The organism is Serratia sp. NPDC087055 (assembly GCF_044900985.1).
Classification (GTDB): Bacteria; Pseudomonadota; Gammaproteobacteria; order Enterobacterales; family Enterobacteriaceae; genus Serratia.
This window is the reverse complement of the sequence record NZ_JBJDOG010000005.1, coordinates 120,849-137,947: the sequence shown is the minus strand read 5'-3', so window position 1 is coordinate 137,947 and position 17,099 is coordinate 120,849. Positions and strand designations below refer to the sequence as shown.

The window sequence follows — 17,099 nt, the reverse complement described above, 5'->3', positions numbered from 1 at the left end:
AAAATACATATTATAACCATTGGATAACTAATACTATTACCGCGAGCCGTTACAACGCATCAAATTAATTACCTTGATGTTTGTCCTGTTTCTCGATCGACGTCAGCATACCGCGCAGGATATTCAGCTCTTGCGCTTCTGGTCGCGCGCGGGTGAATAAACGACGCAAACGGCTCATGACCTGCCCCGGATGTGACGGGCGAATAAAGCCACTGTGCTGCAGCGTTTGTTCCAGATGCTGATAGAAACGTTCAAGATCGTCCACCAGCGGATATGGCGTCTCTTCCAACGGCGGCACGCCTGCCTGTTGGCGATCGAGGTAAGCCACACGGACTTCGTACGCCAGGATCTGCACTGCCATCGCCAAATTCAGCGAGCTGTAATCTGGGTTAGCCGGAATGGCGACGTGATAATGGCATTTTTGCAGCTCATCATTCGTCAGACCGACACGTTCACGACCAAATACCAACGCGACTGGCGCGTGCTCACCTTCGTGCACGGCGCGTACGCCGCATTCACGCGGTTCCAGCATCGGCCATGGCAAGGTACGTGAACGCGCGCTGGTGCCGACCACCAGGCTACAACCGGCTATGGCGTCATCTAACGTATCAACGATAGTGGCGTTGCCAATCACGTCACTGGCCCCTGCGGCCAGGGCGATCGCCTGAGAATCAGGTTTTATCAGTGGATTAACCAGATAAAGGTTGGTTAACCCCATGGTTTTCATGGCTCTGGCGGTCGAGCCCATGTTGCCGGTATGGGAGGTTTCTACCAGAACAATGCGGATGTTATGCAGCATACAAACTCTGAGCGTAGCGGAAAATCACAGCATCTTAACACAGCCATAGGCAATTTGCCGAACACCTGCTATACTTCGCGCCGTTTCCTGTTCTTTAACATCCTAGTTGGAAGATACCCATGCATCCGATGCTGACTATCGCCGTGCGCGCTGCGCGCAAGGCCGGTAACCTGATTGCCAAAAACTACGAAACCCCGGACGCTGTAGAAGCGAGCCAGAAAGGGACCAATGACTTCGTCACTAACGTCGATCGCGATGCAGAGCATCTGATCATCGACGTCATCCGCAAGTCCTATCCGCAACATAGCATTGTTACCGAAGAACGCGGCGAATTGGTCGGCGAAGACAAAGATGTACAATGGGTGATCGATCCACTGGATGGCACATCAAACTTCATCAAACGTTTCCCACACTTCTCAGTTTCCATCGCCGTACGCATTAAAGGCCGTACTGAAGTCGCTGTGGTATACGATCCAATGCGTAACGAACTGTTCACCGCAACTCGCGGCCAGGGCGCGCAGCTCAACGGTTACCGCCTGCGTGGCACCAATGCCAAAGATTTGGATGGCACCATCCTGGCTACCGGCTTCCCGTTCAAGGTTAAGCAGCACGCAACACCTTACATCAACATCGTGGGTAAACTGTTCACTCAGTGTGCCGACTTCCGTCGCACCGGTTCTGCCGCGCTGGATCTGGCCTATGTGGCTGCCGGTCGCGTTGACGGTTTCTTCGAGATTGGCCTGAAGCCATGGGATTTCGCCGCAGGCGAACTGCTGGTGCGTGAATCTGGCGGCCTGGTGACCGACTTCGTCGGCGGACACAACCACTTAAGCTCCGGCAACGTGGTAGCGGGTAACCCGCGCGTAGTGAAAGCCATGCTTTCTACCATGCGTGAAGAACTGAGCGAAGCGCTGAAGCGTTAATTCAGGCTATTACGCTGGCCGTCCGCAAACTGCCGGCGCTCACGACGCCTGAACCTGTTTTGAATATTGAAGCGCTGCAATGATTGCAGCGCTTATTTTATGCCCGTTAGCGGGAGAAAGGCCGGATACCGCCACCGAACTCCGGTTGGGCACTGACGTATAACAGCAGCCCAGCGAATAACAAAATCAAACCACCGGCCAGTGCCAACGCCCCCCACGCCACGGCACTCCAGGCAGCAGGGGCACGTGAACGGCTTAGGCGCACCGCCAGTCGACGGCTGTAATGCACCAGTAGAGCCAACAATGAAATGGTCAGCGAGGTGCCCAGCGCCATCGCCAACGCCGAAACAACGCCCCAGATAAAGACACCAATCACTTTGGAAAACAGCAACACCAATATCGCCCCCGAACATGGGCGCATCCCCATAGCCAGCACGATAGCGGCCTGTGTGCGCCAGTCGCTGCCCGCCTGTAATTCGCTGTCGCTTGGCATATGCCGGTGGCCACAGCCGCAATGTTCATCGTGAACGTGATCCGCCGGCAACGGTTGCAGGCTGTTAATTCGCAGCGACGGCGACGGACGCAGGGTTTTCACCGCGCGGTAAAGTCGCTTCAAGGCACGCCAGCTCAGTAATACCCCAAGCAGCATCACCAGAATAAAACTGCCCTTCTCTAGCCAGAAGCTACTTTGGTGCAGTTGCCGTGATGACAGTTGCAACACCACCAGCATCAGCGTCACCAGTGCAATCGCCACCAACCCCTGTACCAACGACGCAGCAAAGGTCAGTTTCAGGCTGCTTTTCAGCCGTGCCGGATGGGTAGCCAAATAGGTGGCAATCACCACCTTGCCGTGACCAGGCCCCAGCGCATGCAGCACGCCGTAGCTTAGGCTAAACAGCATCAACGCCAGCCCGGCCTGCTGCGGTGCAGCTTTTACCTGCTGTAGCAGACCGGCCAACTGCTGGTGCAGCCCTTTCTGCCACACCACACTTTGCATCAACAACTGCGGCCAATAGTGCCACGCCAACTGCGCACCCAACGCCAGCAACAGTGCAAACAAAAGCAATGGCCACAGACTGAAAGCCCAGTGTCGCTTACGCGCCGCCTGCTGGCTGAGGTTTATTGACATTGCAGACTGACCCGTTGGGCGAACTGTTGCCCCAGCGCCATATCTTCGCCGGGTGAATCGTTCTTATCGAGGGACAAGGCATAGGCCTGCAAAGACGAATTGGGTTTAGGTGTCATCAGCTTGAACTTGCATTGCGATGCCATTTCTGGCGGCAAGTGCAGTGCGGCCTTATCTTTGTAGGTCATATCGACAAAATAGGTTGGGTCATACGTAGAGATTTCAAACGGTTTGCCCGCCAGCGCTTGCGGCTCGGCCAGCGGTAACACAAACTCCAGCACCGCCTGGTGCCCCTGGCGTGACAAATGGTATTCCGTCGGCAAATTCAAATATTTCACCCGCTTACCGTCGCGGTACATATCCGTGAAATAATGCTGACCAAGTACATTGGCCATGACCTGCGCTGCCAGCTTTTTCCATACCTCTGAATCGCTTTTGGCATTCTCCGCGTCGTACAGCAAATCTGCCGAGGTGATTTCATCCATAACCCAAACCATTTTCAAGCCAACCAGCTGTTGATCCTTCACCACAAAGGTGGTGTTCATATCAATAAAGCTGTGCGGGTGAGCGACAGCGCCGGCACTGCATAACAGTAGAAAACCAGCCAGAATAAAACGTAACTTCATCATCAAACGATACTCATTATTGTTATAAAGTAACATCAACCAATCTTAAACCACCGCTATTCCGCCCAATAATTGTGACGAAAGTTGTAAGCCGAAGTAAAACCGGGTGCCGTAGCCACGCCGCGCATCGCCTTTTGCTATGCTTATTCATAATTTAAACGTTACCTGCCTGAAGGTGATATGAGCCTGGACACTGCCCCTGTGCCTGAGCTCTCCGGTCAACAACGACGCTGCCATCTACTATTGATGCTGTATGCGCCGGTGCCCGCAGTACAACTGGAGACCATCAGCCAAATTAATGGCGTCGCCCCCCCTATCACCCGGCAAGATATAGCCGAGGTTGCCAGTGAAATCCAGCGTTTCCACCATCTGGAGATCGACGGCAATCCCGACGAGGGATACCGGATTCGGGGCACTACGCTCAATCAACGCCTCTGCCTGCTCCACTGGCTGCGACGAGCTCTGCGCTGTAGCCCAGAATTTATCGAGCGGCATTTTTCCCCCTGGCTACGGCAGGCGCTGGGAATAAGCCAGGATCTGACCACGCCGTTGGAGCAATACATCAGTGCATGTGAACCGCTGATCAACCGCAGCTTTGATCGGCGCGATCGTCAGTTCTTGCAGCACTACCTTCTGTATTGCGCGTGGGAAGCTCGGAGCCAGCGGCATCCCATGTTTAATCCTGCCCAGCGCGACTGGCTTCATCAGAAGCCAGAACATCAGGTGGCGAGCAGGTTGCTTCAATCGCTGAATCAGCTTTTTGCCCTGCAACCCGAAGACAGCGAAAGCGACTTTCTTGTGTTGATGTTCACCATGCTGAAAAACCACAGCTATCACAGTAACGACTCTGCAGAAGACCTGCGGCTGATGGCTGCGATTGAAAATATGGTCGAACGCTTCCAACAGATATCCGGTATGACCTTCAGCAGTAAAGACGATTTGATCAGCCAGCTGTTTGCGCATCTGGCACCAGCGGTGGAGCGTTGTCGCTTTGAAATTGGTATCGACAACACACTGCTGGAAGAGGTCGAACGCAAATATCCGCGCCTGATGCGTACTGCCCAGGAAGCGCTGGCCCCCCTTGAACAGGAGTACGGCATTCACTTCTCCAGTGAAGAAGCCGGGCTGGTTGCGATCAGTTTTGGTGCCTGGTTGATGCAAGGCAATGCGTTACAAGAAAAGCAGGTACTGTTGCTGACGCTGGACAATCCGCAATTGGAAGAGGAAGTGGAATATCAAATTCGCGAATTAACGCTACTGCCATTGAATATCAAATATTTACCGCTGCGTGATTACCTGCACTCCGGTGCCCCACAGGGGGTAACGCTGGTCATCACCCCGTACGCCACGGAGCACGGTGCACTGCAACCGCCACTGATTTACACTGAATTACCGCTAGAACGCCAGCAGCGCAAAGCCATACGTGCGCTGCTGGAAACCTCTTAGCGGTTGCCGCTGATTGCAACGGCCGGCGGACGAATAAACAGCGCCGGCAACGCCACTGCCGCCATCACCCAGAACACCCCGCCATGCAGATGCTCGAACAGGAAGCCGGCAATCACGGTCATAATCGCAATCCCGCCCCCCATCGCCAGTGCCGAGTAAACCGCCTGCAGGCGGATCACTTCCGGCCCTTTGCGCGCCGCGATAAAGCGCATTGCCGCCAGATGGCAAACCGTAAAGGTGCCGCAGTGCAGAATCTGAATCACCAGTAGCCACCCCAACTCGGTGCTGGTGGCCATCAGGCTCCAGCGCAATATTCCGCAACAGGCGGAAAGCAGCAGCAAATTGCGCGCATTCCAGCGACGGAACAGGAAATTGCTGCTGGCGAAAATGATCACCTCTGCCACGACGCCCAGCGACCACAAGTAACCGATGGTCGATGCCGAATAACCTGCCTCTTGCCAATAAATGGACCCAAAACTGTAATAACCGGCGTGTGCACCTTGCAACAGGGTTACGCACAACAAGAAGCGCCAAACCGGCCCTTCTTTAAGCATCTCCCGCAATGAACGATCTGCTTCATTGTGGATACGCGCTTCGCCCTGTGGCATCACGCTCGGTTTCAGCATCATGCCCAACAGCATGGCTAATATGCTGATAATCAAGCTGTAGAGAATAGCGTTATGGCCCCAAACGGAAACCATCTGACCGGTCAACGCCGAACCAATCACAAACGCCAGCGATCCCCACAGCCTGACACGACCGTAATCCATAGCGATCTGTTTTTGCCAGGTACCGGCCAACGCGTCTGTAAGCGGGACTAACGGCGAAAAGAACAGATTGAAGCCGGCGATCACTAACATTAGCCAGCCCCAGCCATTACCAAAACAAAACCCGATGGCGAAAGCCAGTGTCAGCAATGCCAGCAGGCGCAGTGCCGTCACCAGATGAGAGGGATCTTTTACCCGGGGGGCTATCAGCAAACTTCCCAGGAAACGTGCAACCAGACCTGCGCCAAGCAGAATACCGATAGTTTCAGGCGGTATGCCCTCACCTTTTAACCAAACGCCCCAAAAAGGTAAGAAGATGCCATAAGAAAAGAAGTAGGTGAAATAGCTAAGAGCGAGCCAACGCGTTGATTGCAAAACCATGATCCCTCCGGTGTGAAGGCGATACTTTGACAGAGGTCACACTGGCTAGCAATGTACATTCACCGTCTAGGGGGTAGAGTGCTAGGTAGTTCACAGTTTGTCTGCAACAGGTATAAAAAAACCCGCCGAAGCGGGTTTTTAAAGGGAAAGCAGAGTTATGCGTAAACCGGCAGGCGGGCGCAAATATCCAATACTTTCTTCTTGGTACGTTCGATGGTGGCTTCATCGTTGATGTTGTCCAACACATCACAAATCCAACCCGCCAATTCACGCACTTCAGCTTCTTTGAAGCCACGGCGAGTCACTGCTGGCGTACCGATACGCACACCGGAGGTGACGAATGGGCTCTTAGGATCGTTTGGCACGCTGTTTTTGTTCACGGTGATGTTGGCACGGCCCAAGGCTGCGTCAGCTTCTTTACCGGTCAGGTTCTTGTCAACCAGATCCAGCAGGAACAGGTGGTTATGCGTACCGCCGGAAACCACTTTGTAGCCGCGGTCCAGGAACACTTGCACCATGGCTTTGGCGTTATCAGCCACTTGTTGCTGGTAAATCTTGAACTCAGGCTCCATCGCTTCTTTCAGCGCTACCGCTTTACCGGCAATCACGTGCATCAGCGGGCCACCCTGGCCGCCAGGGAACACTGCAGAGTTCAGTTTCTTGTACAGCTCTTCATCACCGCCTTTCGCCAGGATCAGGCCGCCACGCGGACCCGCCAGGGTTTTATGCGTTGTGGTGGTGACGATGTGTGCGTGTGGTACCGGGTTAGGATAAACGCCAGCGGCGATCAGGCCTGCAACGTGCGCCATGTCAACGAACAGGTAAGCACCAATGCTGTCGGCGATTTCACGCATTTTTGCCCAATCAACGATACCGGAGAAGGCCGAGAAGCCACCGATGATCATTTTTGGTTTGTGAGTCTGTGCCTGTTTGGCCAGATCTGCGTAGTCGATTTGGCCTTTTTCGTCGATGCCGTAAGGCACCACGTTATACAGCTTGCCGGACAGGTTGACAGGTGAACCATGAGTCAGGTGACCGCCGTGTGCCAGGTTCATCCCCAAAATGGTGTCGCCCGGCTGCAGCAGCGCGGTATAAACAGCAAAGTTTGCCTGAGAGCCGGAGTGCGGCTGTACGTTGGCATAATCGGCACCGAACAGTGCTTTAGCACGGTCGATAGCCAGTTGCTCAACGATATCCACGTATTCGCAGCCGCCGTAATAACGCTTGCCTGGATAGCCTTCAGCGTATTTGTTGGTCAACTGGGAACCCTGAGCCTGCATAACACGCGGGCTGGTGTAGTTCTCAGACGCAATCAGCTCAATGTGCTCTTCCTGGCGCACAACTTCTTGCTCCATTGCACGCCACAGTTCGGCATCGTAATCAGCAATGTTCATTTCACGCTTTAACATCCGGCTTCTCCTGACTTAAATCGGCTAACTAAAAAATCACCACCCGTTTGGGCTCTGGGACACAGTGTAAACTGTTTCCCCCTACCGAGGATAGGTCTTGACAGAGGTTTTTACGCAAACGATTGGCTTTAGGCGCAGCAAGGTTTTGATCCGATAAACAGTGCCATTGGGCAACGGACTTTTACTCATGCTAAGAATGCGGTTTTTTCATGTTCTGTGAGCGGGATCGCCGCTGAGCGACCCCGCAAAAAAATCAGGGGTATTTACAGCCGCAACAGAAACCGCTAGGATGCATTCAAACTTAAAGATGTATTTAAAATGCATCATTACAAAACACCAATAATGATCGACCAAGGAGCGCTACCATGCTGGATAGCCAAACCATCGCCACCGTAAAATCTACTATTCCCCTGCTGGCCGCTACCGGGCCGAAACTGACCGCGCATTTCTACGACCGCATGTTCGAACACAACCCCGAATTAAAAGATGTGTTCAACATGAACAACCAGCGCAATGGCGATCAACGCCAGGCACTGTTCGACGCAATTTGTGCCTACGCCGCGAATATCGAAAATCTGGCGGCCCTGCTGCCTGCCGTAGAGCGTATTGCCCACAAACACACCAGCCTGAATATTCAACCGGATCAATATCAAATTGTCGGCGGTCATCTGCTGGCCACATTGGACGAAATGTTCAGCCCGGGCCAAGAGGTACTGGATGCCTGGGGCAAAGCCTATGGCGTGTTGGCGAATGTGTTTATCCAGCGCGAAGACCAAATTTATCAGGCCAGTGCAACCGCCAACGGTGGCTGGCGTGACCTGCGAGCTTTCCGCATCGTCAAAAAACAGCCGCAAAGCGACGTGATTTGCAGTTTCGTCTTGGCGCCCGTTGACGGCGGCAAAGTGATCGACTTCAAGCCGGGCCAATATCTGGCGGTCTACATCAAACATGACAGCATGGAAAACCAGGAAATACGCCAATACTCACTGACCACCTCACCTAACGGCGAATACTACCGTATCGCAGTCAAACGTGAAGATCAGGGGAAAGTCTCTAATTTCCTGCATCAGCAAGCCAAAGAAGGCGACGTGATTTACCTCGCCCCACCGCACGGGGACTTCTTCCTCGACGCGCAGCCGGAAACACCTGTGGCGCTGATTTCCGCCGGTGTTGGCCAGACCCCGATGCTCGGCATGCTAAATACCCTGCACGATAGCCAGCATCCGGCGGATATACACTGGCTGCATGCAGCGGAAAACGGCAGCGTTCACGCCTTTGCCGATGAAGTTGCGGATATTGCCAAACGTATGCCAAACCTGAGCCGTCACGTGTGGTACAACCAACCAGGTGCAGACGATGTAGAAGGCCGTGACTACCAGAGCCGTGGTCTGATGAATCTGAGTGCTCTACGCGAAACGCTCAGCACCCCACAGATGCATTACTATTTCTGCGGCCCGGTCCCCTTCATGCAGTATGTGGCCAAGCAGTTGCTGGAGATGGGGGTAGATGCCGATCGCATCCACTACGAATGCTTCGGCCCACATAAAGTGATGTAATTGAAAAGGGCGCGGCCCCTATGAGCCGCGCCCGTATTGCGCATAATTGGCATTGCCTCGCGACGGCACCCCAGCGAATCCCCAAGAACGTACAAATAGTCCATGACGGGGGAAGCGCAGGCAGCCAACAATGAAGCCGCTTCAAATAGGACAGTGTCTGGTTATTTCTCCGCCAGCTTGCGCGTCTCCTGCACCTGCTGCGCCGTAACCGGTGCCGACTGGTTGCCCCAACTTCCTCGTAAATAGCTCATCAGATCGGCAGTTTGCTGGTCATCCAATGCCCAAGCGTAACCCGGCATGGCGATCGCCGTGGCGTGTTGTGTGATAGGCGTATGCGCGCCTTCCAACACCACGCGCAGCGCGGTGAGTGGGTTCTCCGCCGTGACCGTTGCATTGCCCGCCAGTGCCGGAATGGTGTTGTCGCTCCCCTCGCCCTTATTGCCATGGCAGGTTGAACAGTACATGGCGTAGGTGCTTTGCCCCGCTTTCCAGTTGTCGACCGCCATTGCGACAGGTTTTTCCGCCGACGGTTTTTCTGCCGCCAGGCTGTGCAAATAGATGGCAATGGCATTCAGATCGCCGTCCGTGAGGTACTGCGTGCTGTGGCTTACCACCTCACTCATCGGCCCGGCGACCGCAGCATGTTGGCTGCGCCCTGTTTTCAGCAAAGACACCACCTCGTCCTGCTTCAGACCGCGTAATCCCGATGCGTACCAACCATCCAGCTCAGCGCCACTCAGGAAGGCAGGTTCTTTGCTGTCCAGCCCTTTCTCTTGCATCGCCCAGCCGCGCGGCGTATGGCAACTGCCACAGTGCCCAGCCCCTTGCACCAAATAAGCACCACGATTCCATTCGGCACTCTGACTGCTGTCCGGCTGGTAAGGCGTATCGTCATGGAACAGTTGGTTCCAGACCGCCAGCGGCCAACGCATCGACAACGGCCAGCTGATATCACTGGCACGGTTGGCCGTATTCTGCGCCGGGACTTCCTTCATCAGGTAGTCATACAGCGCACGCATATCTTCCGCGTTCATTTTGGCGTAAGAGGTATACGGCATCGCGGGATACAACCGATGGCCATCTTTGGCGATCCCCTGGCGCATAGCGCGATCAAACTCGTCAAAAGAATAGGCACCGATGCCTTGCTGTTTGTCCGGGGTGATATTGGTGGCGTAAATGTTGCCCAACGGTGTGGGGAACTTCATCCCACCAGCAAACAGAGCGCCACCCGGCGTGGTATGACAGGCGGTACAGTCCCCGGCCTTAGCCACATACTCCCCCACCGACATTGCCTGGGCCGAACCGCCCGCTGCCAGTAAGGTCAGCAAATACAGTGAACGCATTCTCATGCTCCCTCCTTCGCCGCAACATGGCTGAAGGCCAACTCATTGACCGCACGCCATGCCTGGTCGATCGCCGAGTTGGCATACGGACTCCAGTCAGAGTCCGAGTTGGCAATCACAATCTTGCCGATCGGCTTACGCGCTGTCGCAATGATTTTCTTTGCTTCATCCTCATCATCAAACAGCCCATTGAGGAAGTAGGAATAGCCATGTGACCAGCGGTTTACGGTAATGGCTTCAATATCTCGCTGATGATCGAACCCGGCAGAACCGAGCATGCCCTGTAGCTGCTCACGGATCATCTGCTCATGCACCTCAAACGGCGTGCCCAGCAGTAAGGCGCGCCCCTTGCGAGACTGCTCACGTGGGCTTAACCCGCTACCCGCCAGCGTCGGCACATACACCATGTGCAGGCCGATCGGTTGGTTCGGATCGCGCGGGTGCTGATAGCCGCCCATGCTCACCGGGTAATCCAACTTCACGCGGCAATACGGTGCCGTTGGCGAGTACACCTCATGCACGCCAAGTTTGATAAATGGCTGCCAGTTGCGGATCACCACTTTGCTGTACACCAACGGTGACTTCACGTTCTGCTTGAGCGCTTCTTGCTGTTCCGACGACATTTCCGGCACCAGATACGGGATCATCATATTGTACCCGGCCATCACGACCTGTCCGGCGCGTACCTTGGTCATTTTCTCGCCGGTCATATAGGTCACTTCAACCTTGTCGCCGACGTTAGCCGCATGCAGGCCCGTGCTATTGAGCCGCAGTTTTACCGGTGACGCCGCGCGATCAAGCTGGCTGTAGTCGAACGTCGCCAACACGATGTCATTCATGTCCTTACCGCCCGGTGAAACCGCCGGGATCAAATGACGCACCATCAAGCGCGTCAATGTGGCGTTGCCGTCAGGGAAATGGAACACGTAGGGATCGTCGAGATCCGCCTGCGACTCTTCGTCCAGCGGCGGTAAATTCATGCCATTGAGCCCAGGCAAGTCGCAGATGCGTGCGTCACTGCATGATGTCGCATCAATGCCCACAGCCTGGAAGTCACTGGTGGTTTGCTGGAAATAACGGATCGCCATTTCGCTCAGGCCGACCTTATCACGCAGGAATTCGGTATAGCTGTGCTTGTCGAGCCATTCACTTTTCTGTTCCTGATTCATCTCCGGCAGGTAATCCTTATCCACCGTGTGCAGCGCAATCAGCGCCTGACGATCAGTTTCCGGCAGTGGGAAATCACCAATAAAGGCTTCGTAGGAGCGACCATTAAGACGATCGTGTGGGATGTCGTCGGCGACCATGCGGCCCGGATCGCCACTCACGACTTTGTCGACGCCGAAGTTTTTACGATCGAAATAGACACCGCGACTCAAATTCAGGTTCGGGTAGAAGGTGGTATCGAACGCTTTTTCAAGATTGTCGATGCTGACACCCAGCTTTTGCAGCAGGCCCATCGCCACCGGGCTAAAGTTGGATCGCGGTGACTGCAATGACTCGCTACCGCCATAACCAAGAATAGTGCCGTTTTCACTGCTGAATTCATTGCGCTTGGCGTGCCCGCCGAAGTCATCGTGGTTGTCTATCAGCAAAATACGTTGCTGCGGGCCCTTCATTTGCTGCCAGAAGCAGGCCGCAGCCAGCCCGCTGATACCGGCACCCACGACCACCAAATCGAACTCTTCCGTCGCTGGCACGGCGGCAAAATCGAAGGCCTTGCCATCGCGCCCCAGTTGGTGCGCATGCTCGAATGAACCAGGATGGTTACCACGAAGCCCAGTCAGCGTCGGCGGGTAATAAAGGGTTTGATTGGCGGTTTGCGGCGACGCTCTTAAGATCTGCATCGGCGTCAACCCGGCGGCGATAGTGATCGCCACCCCGTTAAGAAAATCGCGTCGGGTGATGCTCATAATTGGCTTCCTTTCAGTTTTTCCCCGTCGTATTTAAAGCTACAGCGTGGTTACCTGCACTTGCTCACCGTAGGGGGCGAATACCTTAGCCCCAATTGATACGGGCGCAGTATGCAGCGCCCCTACCTGACCTGGGCCACCTAGCTGTAGCTTAAAATCCATAGGGGATATTATTATTATCAGGCCAGTAGTAACCAGCCTGAAAGCCGCGTTATTTTGCAGATAAAACCTAATGAATCAATGTTTAAACATCACATGCCGTATAGCAGTATAGTCTTCCAATCCATACATCGACATATCCTTGCCGTAGCCAGACAGCTTCTGCCCCCCGTGCGGCATTTCACTCACCAGCATGAAATGGGTATTTACCCAGGTGCAGCCATACTGCAAACGGGCGCTTAAACGGTGTGCCCGACCAACATCCCGCGTCCACAGCGACGACGCCAGTCCGTAAGTAGACTCATTAGCCCAGGCCAACACCTGCGCCTCATCGTCGAATGGCGTTACGGTCACGACCGGGCCGAACACTTCACGCTGCACAATCTCATCTTCCTGACGCGCGCCGGCTAACAATGTCGGCTGGAAATAGTAGCCAGGGCCGTCGACCCGCCCACCGCCCGTCACGACCTGTACATGCGGCAAGGCTTTTGCTCGCTCGACAAAGCCCACAACCCGCTCCAAATGCTGGGCGGTAATCAATGGGCCCAGTTCACTGCTTTGATCTTCCGGCGGCCCGATCTTTAGGCTGCCAATGGCCTCGCCCAACGCCTTCACCAACTGTGGGTAGATGTCTTTCTGCGCATAAATGCGGCAGGCAGCGGTGCAGTCCTGACCCGCGTTGTAGAAGCCGAAGCTACGGATCCCGTCCACCACCTGTTGCAGATCGGCATCGTCAAATACCAGCACCGGCGCTTTCCCCCCCAATTCCATATGGGTGCGTTTAATGCCGGGTGCAGTATGCGCAATAATGTGTTCCCCGGTGGCGATGGATCCGGTGAGTGACACCATGCGCACTTTGTCATGGCCGGTCAGCCGGTCGCCAACGCTGGCGCCGCGGCCGAACAGCACGTTGAACACACCCGGCGGGAACACGCCGGCGGCCAATTCAGCCAACTTGAACGTGGTTAGCGGGGTTTGTTCCGATGGCTTAAGCACAACGCAGTTACCCGCCGCCAAGGCCGGGGCCAACTTCCATGCCGCCATCATCAGCGGATAGTTCCAAGGGGCAATCGAAGCCACCACGCCCAAAGGGTCACGGCGGATCATTGAGGTGTGTCCCGCAAGATATTCACCCGCCGCCAGCCCGCTCAGACAGCGGCTCGCACCGGCGAAAAAACGGAAAACATCGGCTACGGCCGGCAGTTCGTCGTTCAATACACAGTGGTAGGGTTTGCCGCAGTTAAGCGACTCAAGGCGAGCAAAGGTTTCCGCATGGTTGTCAATCATATCCGCCAGCTTCAACAAATATTCGGAACGCGCTTTCGGCGTGGTTTGTCCCCATTCGGCAAATGCGGCGTCGGCCGCCAGCACCGCCTGATCAACCTGCTCTGCGCTGGCTTCAGCCACCTGTAACACTACTTCTCCGCTCGCCGGGTTATACACCGGCAACAACGTGCCCTGGCCGGTCACCAGTTGGCCGTTAATCAACAATTGGCTTTGCATAGGGTTATCCTTTTAAATTTTACAATTCAAAATGTTAATTAAGGTTCACTGAGCGTAACGAGCGTAGGCAGGCTGAGTGCGGACAGCGCGCAGGGCCCCGGAGCGTACACGAAGTACGTGAGGAGGCCGAGCACTGCCCAATCTCAGGATGCCAAGCGCAGTCGCCCAGTGGGCCTGAATTCTATTTGCCACTGCCGGCGACGCTCTCGCCACCCTTAGTCAGGTAATAAGCCCCCAAAATCGGGATCATGGTCAGCAACATCACCGACAGCGCGACCACGTTGGTGATCGGCACATCACGCGGGCGGCCGAGCTGATTGAGCAGCCACAGCGGCAGCGTGCGCTCATGCCCGGCGGTAAAGGTGGTGACAATGATTTCATCAAACGACAGCGCGAAGGCCAACATGCCACCGGCCAGCAACGCTGAACCCAGATTGGGTAACATGACGTAGCGGAAGGTTTGCCAGCCGTCAGCACCCAGATCCATTGACGCTTCAATCAGGCTATGGGAAGTCCGGCGGAAACGAGCGATGACGTTGTTGAATACGATCACCACGCAGAAAGTGGCATGCCCGATAACGATGGTCAGTACGCCCGGTTCGATATTCAGCGCCTTGAACGCGGCCAGCAACGCCAGACCGGTAACAATGCCCGGCAGCGCGATCGGTAACAGCAGCAACAGTGAAATGCTGTCTTTACCGAAGAAATCACGCCGGTACAGCGCCGCAGCCGCCAGGGTGCCCAGTACCAGCGCCACAGCCGTGGCCATTGCAGCAATCTGCGCGGAAAGTAGCATCGCATCGATAATGTCCTGCCGCCCGGCGGCAACGCTGAACCAATGCAACGTGAACCCCTTCGGCGGGAAGCTGAACGCCGCGTCCTCGGTGTTGAAGGCGTAAATGGCGATAATCGCCAGGGGGAAATGCAGGAAAATCAGACCGCCCCAGGCGGCCAATTTCAGCCCTAACGGCGCGCGCTCAGAGTGCATCGAAGGCCCCCAGACGTTTCACAATGGATAGATAAATCGCGATTAACACAATCGGCACCAGAGTAAAGGCCGCAGCCATCGGCATATTCCCGATCGCCCCTTGCTGGGCGTACACCATGCTGCCGATGAAATAGCCCGGCGGGCCCACCAGCTGCGGCACAATAAAGTCCCCCAGCGTCAGTGAGAAGGTGAAGATCGACCCGGCGGCAATGCCCGGCACCGCCAACGGCAGGATCACATAACGAAAGGTCTGCGACGGGCGTGCGCCCAAATCCGCCGAAGCATGCAGCAACGAAGGTGGCAGACGTTCCAGCGCCGCCTGGATCGGTAAGATCATGAACGGCAGCCAGATATACACAAACACCAGAAAACGCCCCAACCCGGAGGTCGACAAGGTATTGCCCCCTACGCCCGGCACGGTCAGGATTGCCGCCAACACCGGCTCCAGCCCAAGATGCTGTAGGAACCACTGCGCCACGCCATCCTTTGCCAGCAATAGCGTCCAGGCGTAGGCCTTAACTATGTAACTGGCCCACATTGGCATCATCACCGCGATATAGAAGAACGCTTTGACGCGGCCACTGGTGTAACGTGCCATGTAGTAGGCAATCGGAAATGCCAACATCGCGCTGGCCAGGGACACCAGCACCGCCATGGTCAATGTGCGAAGAATGATGTCGTAATTGGCCGGGTTGAACAGCGCCCGCAGGTTGTCGAAGGTCAGATCCGGCGTCACCGTCATGGTGAAATCGTCGAAGGTGTAGAACCCCTGCCACAACAGCGTCAATAATGAGCCAAGGTACACCGCGCCGAACCACAACAGCGGTGGGACCAATAACAACAGCAGGTACAGCGTCGGTCGGCGATACAGCCAGGTCGACAGCGCGCGCAAGGTACCGCGGCGCGGCGCGGGATAGTCAATGCTCATCTCCATCTCACCTCTCCTCCAGCAGTGGCACCATCGCCTCGCGTGACCAGCAAGCGGTGACCGGCTGACCGATCAGGTGTCGCTGCCCGTCGGCATGCCACTGAGGATTCGCCTCGCTGACCAGCAGTTTCTCCCCGCTGTTCAACGCAATTTCATAGCGCGTTGCGGCGCCTTGATAATGGATCTCTTGCAGCGTGCCCTGCACCTGGACGTCACCCTGTGCCGCGCCGGCCTGATTGGCTAAACGGATATGCTCGGGACGGATTGAGAAGGTGGCGGCCTGGCCCAGTAACCGCTGCGCCAGATCGCTGCGTACCACATTGGACGTGCCGACAAACTCGGCAACAAAGGGTGTCTTCGGCCGCATGTACAACTCGCGAGGCGCATCCACCTGCTCAATACGCCCATTGTTGAACACCGCCACCCGATCGGACATCGATAGCGCTTCGCTCTGATCGTGGGTGACGAAAATAAAGGTGATCCCCAGTTGGCGCTGCAGCTTTTTCAGCTCGCCCTGCATCTGCTCACGCAGCTTGAGATCCAGCGCGCCAAGCGGTTCATCCAGCAACAGCACCCGTGGCCGATTGACCAACGCGCGCGCCAGTGCAACACGCTGCCGCTGACCGCCTGAAAGGTGTGCCGGTTTACGTTCGGCCACAAATCCCAGCGCCACACTGTCCAGCGCTTCCTGCGCCCGCGCCAGGCGTTCACGTTTGGCCACGCCTTTAACCATCAGCCCGTAGGCGACGTTTTCCAGCACTGACATATGCGGGAACAACGCGTAATCCTGGAAGACGGTATTCACGTCACGTTGATACGGTGGCAGATTGGCGGCTTCCTGGCCGTGAATACGAATCGAACCGGCACTGAGCTGTTCAAAACCGGCGATCAATCGCAGGCATGTGGTTTTGCCCGAACCTGAAGGCCCGAGCATGGAGAAGAATTCCCCATCCTGTATTTCGATAGAAACCCTGTCCACGGCGCGAACATCGCCAAAACTCCGAGAAACATCGATAAACTGCACGGCAATGGTCATGATCTGCTCTCCTAAACATGGCGTAAACTCATCAGGTGTAGTCAGCAAAGCCAGTTTGGCTACCCCCGACACAGACCTATCGCCAAAATAGTTCGGGCTACATCAAAGCGACAACCCAACGCATCCCCGAGTGCGTACTGGTCGTACGCAACCGGGGTTCGTGCTGGCAGCCAGCAAAGAGGCAGCTTGAAATATG

The 17,099-nt window shown here is 55.6% G+C and carries 14 protein-coding genes; 3 read left to right on the top strand and 11 right to left on the bottom strand.

Annotated elements, in window-relative coordinates; genetic code table 11:
- Positions 1-64: 64 nt before the first annotated feature.
- Positions 65-799, bottom strand: a complete 735-nt coding sequence (gene trmJ, locus ACI2J2_RS20235) for a tRNA (cytosine(32)/uridine(32)-2'-O)-methyltransferase TrmJ (protein WP_037417502.1) — start codon at positions 797-799, stop codon at positions 65-67.
- A gap of 119 nt (positions 800-918) precedes the next feature.
- Between trmJ and suhB the strand changes: the two genes are divergently transcribed.
- Positions 919-1,722, top strand: a complete 804-nt coding sequence (gene suhB, locus ACI2J2_RS20230; RefSeq protein ID WP_209638376.1) for an inositol-1-monophosphatase — start codon at positions 919-921, stop codon at positions 1,720-1,722.
- A 106-nt stretch (positions 1,723-1,828) separates the two neighbouring features.
- Here suhB and ACI2J2_RS20225 read toward each other — a convergent pair whose 3' ends face one another.
- Complete coding sequence (locus ACI2J2_RS20225) at positions 1,829-2,851, bottom strand: nickel/cobalt transporter (RefSeq protein ID WP_404760713.1); 1,023 nt, start codon at positions 2,849-2,851, stop codon at positions 1,829-1,831.
- On the bottom strand, positions 2,842-3,510 hold the full coding sequence (locus ACI2J2_RS20220; RefSeq protein ID WP_404760712.1) for a DUF1007 family protein: 669 nt from the start codon (positions 3,508-3,510) through the stop codon (positions 2,842-2,844). Before ACI2J2_RS20220 ends, ACI2J2_RS20225 begins: the two co-directional genes overlap by 10 nt.
- 144 nt (positions 3,511-3,654) lie before the next feature.
- On the opposite strand from ACI2J2_RS20220, the gene csiE reads away from it, so the two are divergent.
- Positions 3,655-4,920 carry a stationary phase inducible protein CsiE gene (gene csiE, locus ACI2J2_RS20215; protein WP_209638382.1) on the top strand — a complete coding sequence of 422 codons (1,266 nt, stop codon included), beginning with the start codon at positions 3,655-3,657 and terminating at the stop codon, positions 4,918-4,920.
- Here csiE and ACI2J2_RS20210 read toward each other — a convergent pair.
- Both ACI2J2_RS20210 and glyA read right to left on the bottom strand, forming a co-directional pair.
- Positions 4,917-6,068, bottom strand: coding sequence for a 3-phenylpropionate MFS transporter (locus ACI2J2_RS20210; protein WP_209638384.1), 1,152 nt, complete (start codon positions 6,066-6,068; stop codon positions 4,917-4,919). The genes csiE and ACI2J2_RS20210 overlap by 4 nt on opposite strands.
- Positions 6,069-6,223: 155 nt before the next feature.
- A complete protein-coding gene (gene glyA / locus ACI2J2_RS20205) occupies positions 6,224-7,477 on the bottom strand; it encodes a serine hydroxymethyltransferase (protein ID WP_209638386.1) in 1,254 nt (417 codons plus the stop codon).
- A 365-nt stretch (positions 7,478-7,842) separates the two neighbouring features.
- Here glyA and hmpA point away from each other — a divergent pair, with 365 nt between their 5' ends.
- On the top strand, positions 7,843-9,033 hold the full coding sequence (hmpA, locus tag ACI2J2_RS20200) for an NO-inducible flavohemoprotein (protein ID WP_209638388.1): 1,191 nt from the start codon (positions 7,843-7,845) through the stop codon (positions 9,031-9,033).
- A 161-nt stretch (positions 9,034-9,194) separates the two neighbouring features.
- On the opposite strand, the gene ACI2J2_RS20195 is transcribed toward hmpA, so the two are convergent.
- The 6 genes from ACI2J2_RS20195 to ACI2J2_RS20170 form a co-directional block, all read right to left on the bottom strand.
- Positions 9,195-10,382 carry a c-type cytochrome gene (locus ACI2J2_RS20195; RefSeq protein WP_404760711.1) on the bottom strand — a complete coding sequence of 396 codons (1,188 nt, stop codon included), beginning with the start codon at positions 10,380-10,382 and terminating at the stop codon, positions 9,195-9,197.
- On the bottom strand, positions 10,379-12,289 hold the full coding sequence (locus ACI2J2_RS20190; protein ID WP_404760710.1) for an NAD(P)-binding protein: 1,911 nt from the start codon (positions 12,287-12,289) through the stop codon (positions 10,379-10,381). Before ACI2J2_RS20190 ends, ACI2J2_RS20195 begins: the two co-directional genes overlap by 4 nt.
- A 237-nt stretch (positions 12,290-12,526) precedes the next feature.
- A complete protein-coding gene (gene patD / locus ACI2J2_RS20185) occupies positions 12,527-13,951 on the bottom strand; it encodes an aminobutyraldehyde dehydrogenase (protein ID WP_404760709.1) in 1,425 nt (474 codons plus the stop codon).
- Between the two features lie 181 nt (positions 13,952-14,132).
- Positions 14,133-14,939 (bottom strand): ABC transporter permease, encoded by an 807-nt coding sequence (locus tag ACI2J2_RS20180; protein ID WP_404760708.1) that lies wholly within the window; start codon positions 14,937-14,939, stop codon positions 14,133-14,135.
- Positions 14,929-15,873: an ABC transporter permease gene (locus ACI2J2_RS20175; protein ID WP_209638396.1), complete on the bottom strand. Its 945-nt coding sequence runs from the start codon at positions 15,871-15,873 to the stop codon at positions 14,929-14,931. Before ACI2J2_RS20175 ends, ACI2J2_RS20180 begins: the two co-directional genes overlap by 11 nt.
- 1 nt (position 15,874) lies before the next feature.
- Entirely contained in the window at positions 15,875-16,903 is a 1,029-nt protein-coding gene (locus ACI2J2_RS20170; protein WP_209638398.1) for an ABC transporter ATP-binding protein, read from the bottom strand.
- Between the last annotated feature and the right edge of the window lie 196 nt (positions 16,904-17,099).

What these genes read in the sequence shown, in the direction of transcription:
- suhB (WP_209638376.1), top strand. Translation starts at nt 919, where the DNA reads ATGCATCCGATGCTGACTATCGCCGTGCGCGCTGCGCGCAAGGCCGGT.
- hmpA (WP_209638388.1), top strand. Translation starts at nt 7,843, where the DNA reads ATGCTGGATAGCCAAACCATCGCCACCGTAAAATCTACTATTCCCCTG.
- ACI2J2_RS20175 (WP_209638396.1), bottom strand. Translation starts at nt 15,873, where the DNA reads ATGGAGATGAGCATTGACTATCCCGCGCCGCGCCGCGGTACCTTGCGC.
- ACI2J2_RS20195 (WP_404760711.1), bottom strand. Translation starts at nt 10,382, where the DNA reads ATGAGAATGCGTTCACTGTATTTGCTGACCTTACTGGCAGCGGGCGGT.
- ACI2J2_RS20190 (WP_404760710.1), bottom strand. Translation starts at nt 12,289, where the DNA reads ATGAGCATCACCCGACGCGATTTTCTTAACGGGGTGGCGATCACTATC.
- glyA (WP_209638386.1), bottom strand. Translation starts at nt 7,477, where the DNA reads ATGTTAAAGCGTGAAATGAACATTGCTGATTACGATGCCGAACTGTGG.
- patD (WP_404760709.1), bottom strand. Translation starts at nt 13,951, where the DNA reads ATGCAAAGCCAATTGTTGATTAACGGCCAACTGGTGACCGGCCAGGGC.
- ACI2J2_RS20225 (WP_404760713.1), bottom strand. Translation starts at nt 2,851, where the DNA reads ATGTCAATAAACCTCAGCCAGCAGGCGGCGCGTAAGCGACACTGGGCT.
- ACI2J2_RS20180 (WP_404760708.1), bottom strand. Translation starts at nt 14,939, where the DNA reads ATGCACTCTGAGCGCGCGCCGTTAGGGCTGAAATTGGCCGCCTGGGGC.
- ACI2J2_RS20170 (WP_209638398.1), bottom strand. Translation starts at nt 16,903, where the DNA reads ATGACCATTGCCGTGCAGTTTATCGATGTTTCTCGGAGTTTTGGCGAT.
- trmJ (WP_037417502.1), bottom strand. Translation starts at nt 799, where the DNA reads ATGCTGCATAACATCCGCATTGTTCTGGTAGAAACCTCCCATACCGGC.
- csiE (WP_209638382.1), top strand. Translation starts at nt 3,655, where the DNA reads ATGAGCCTGGACACTGCCCCTGTGCCTGAGCTCTCCGGTCAACAACGA.
- ACI2J2_RS20210 (WP_209638384.1), bottom strand. Translation starts at nt 6,068, where the DNA reads ATGGTTTTGCAATCAACGCGTTGGCTCGCTCTTAGCTATTTCACCTAC.
- ACI2J2_RS20220 (WP_404760712.1), bottom strand. Translation starts at nt 3,510, where the DNA reads ATGTTACTTTATAACAATAATGAGTATCGTTTGATGATGAAGTTACGT.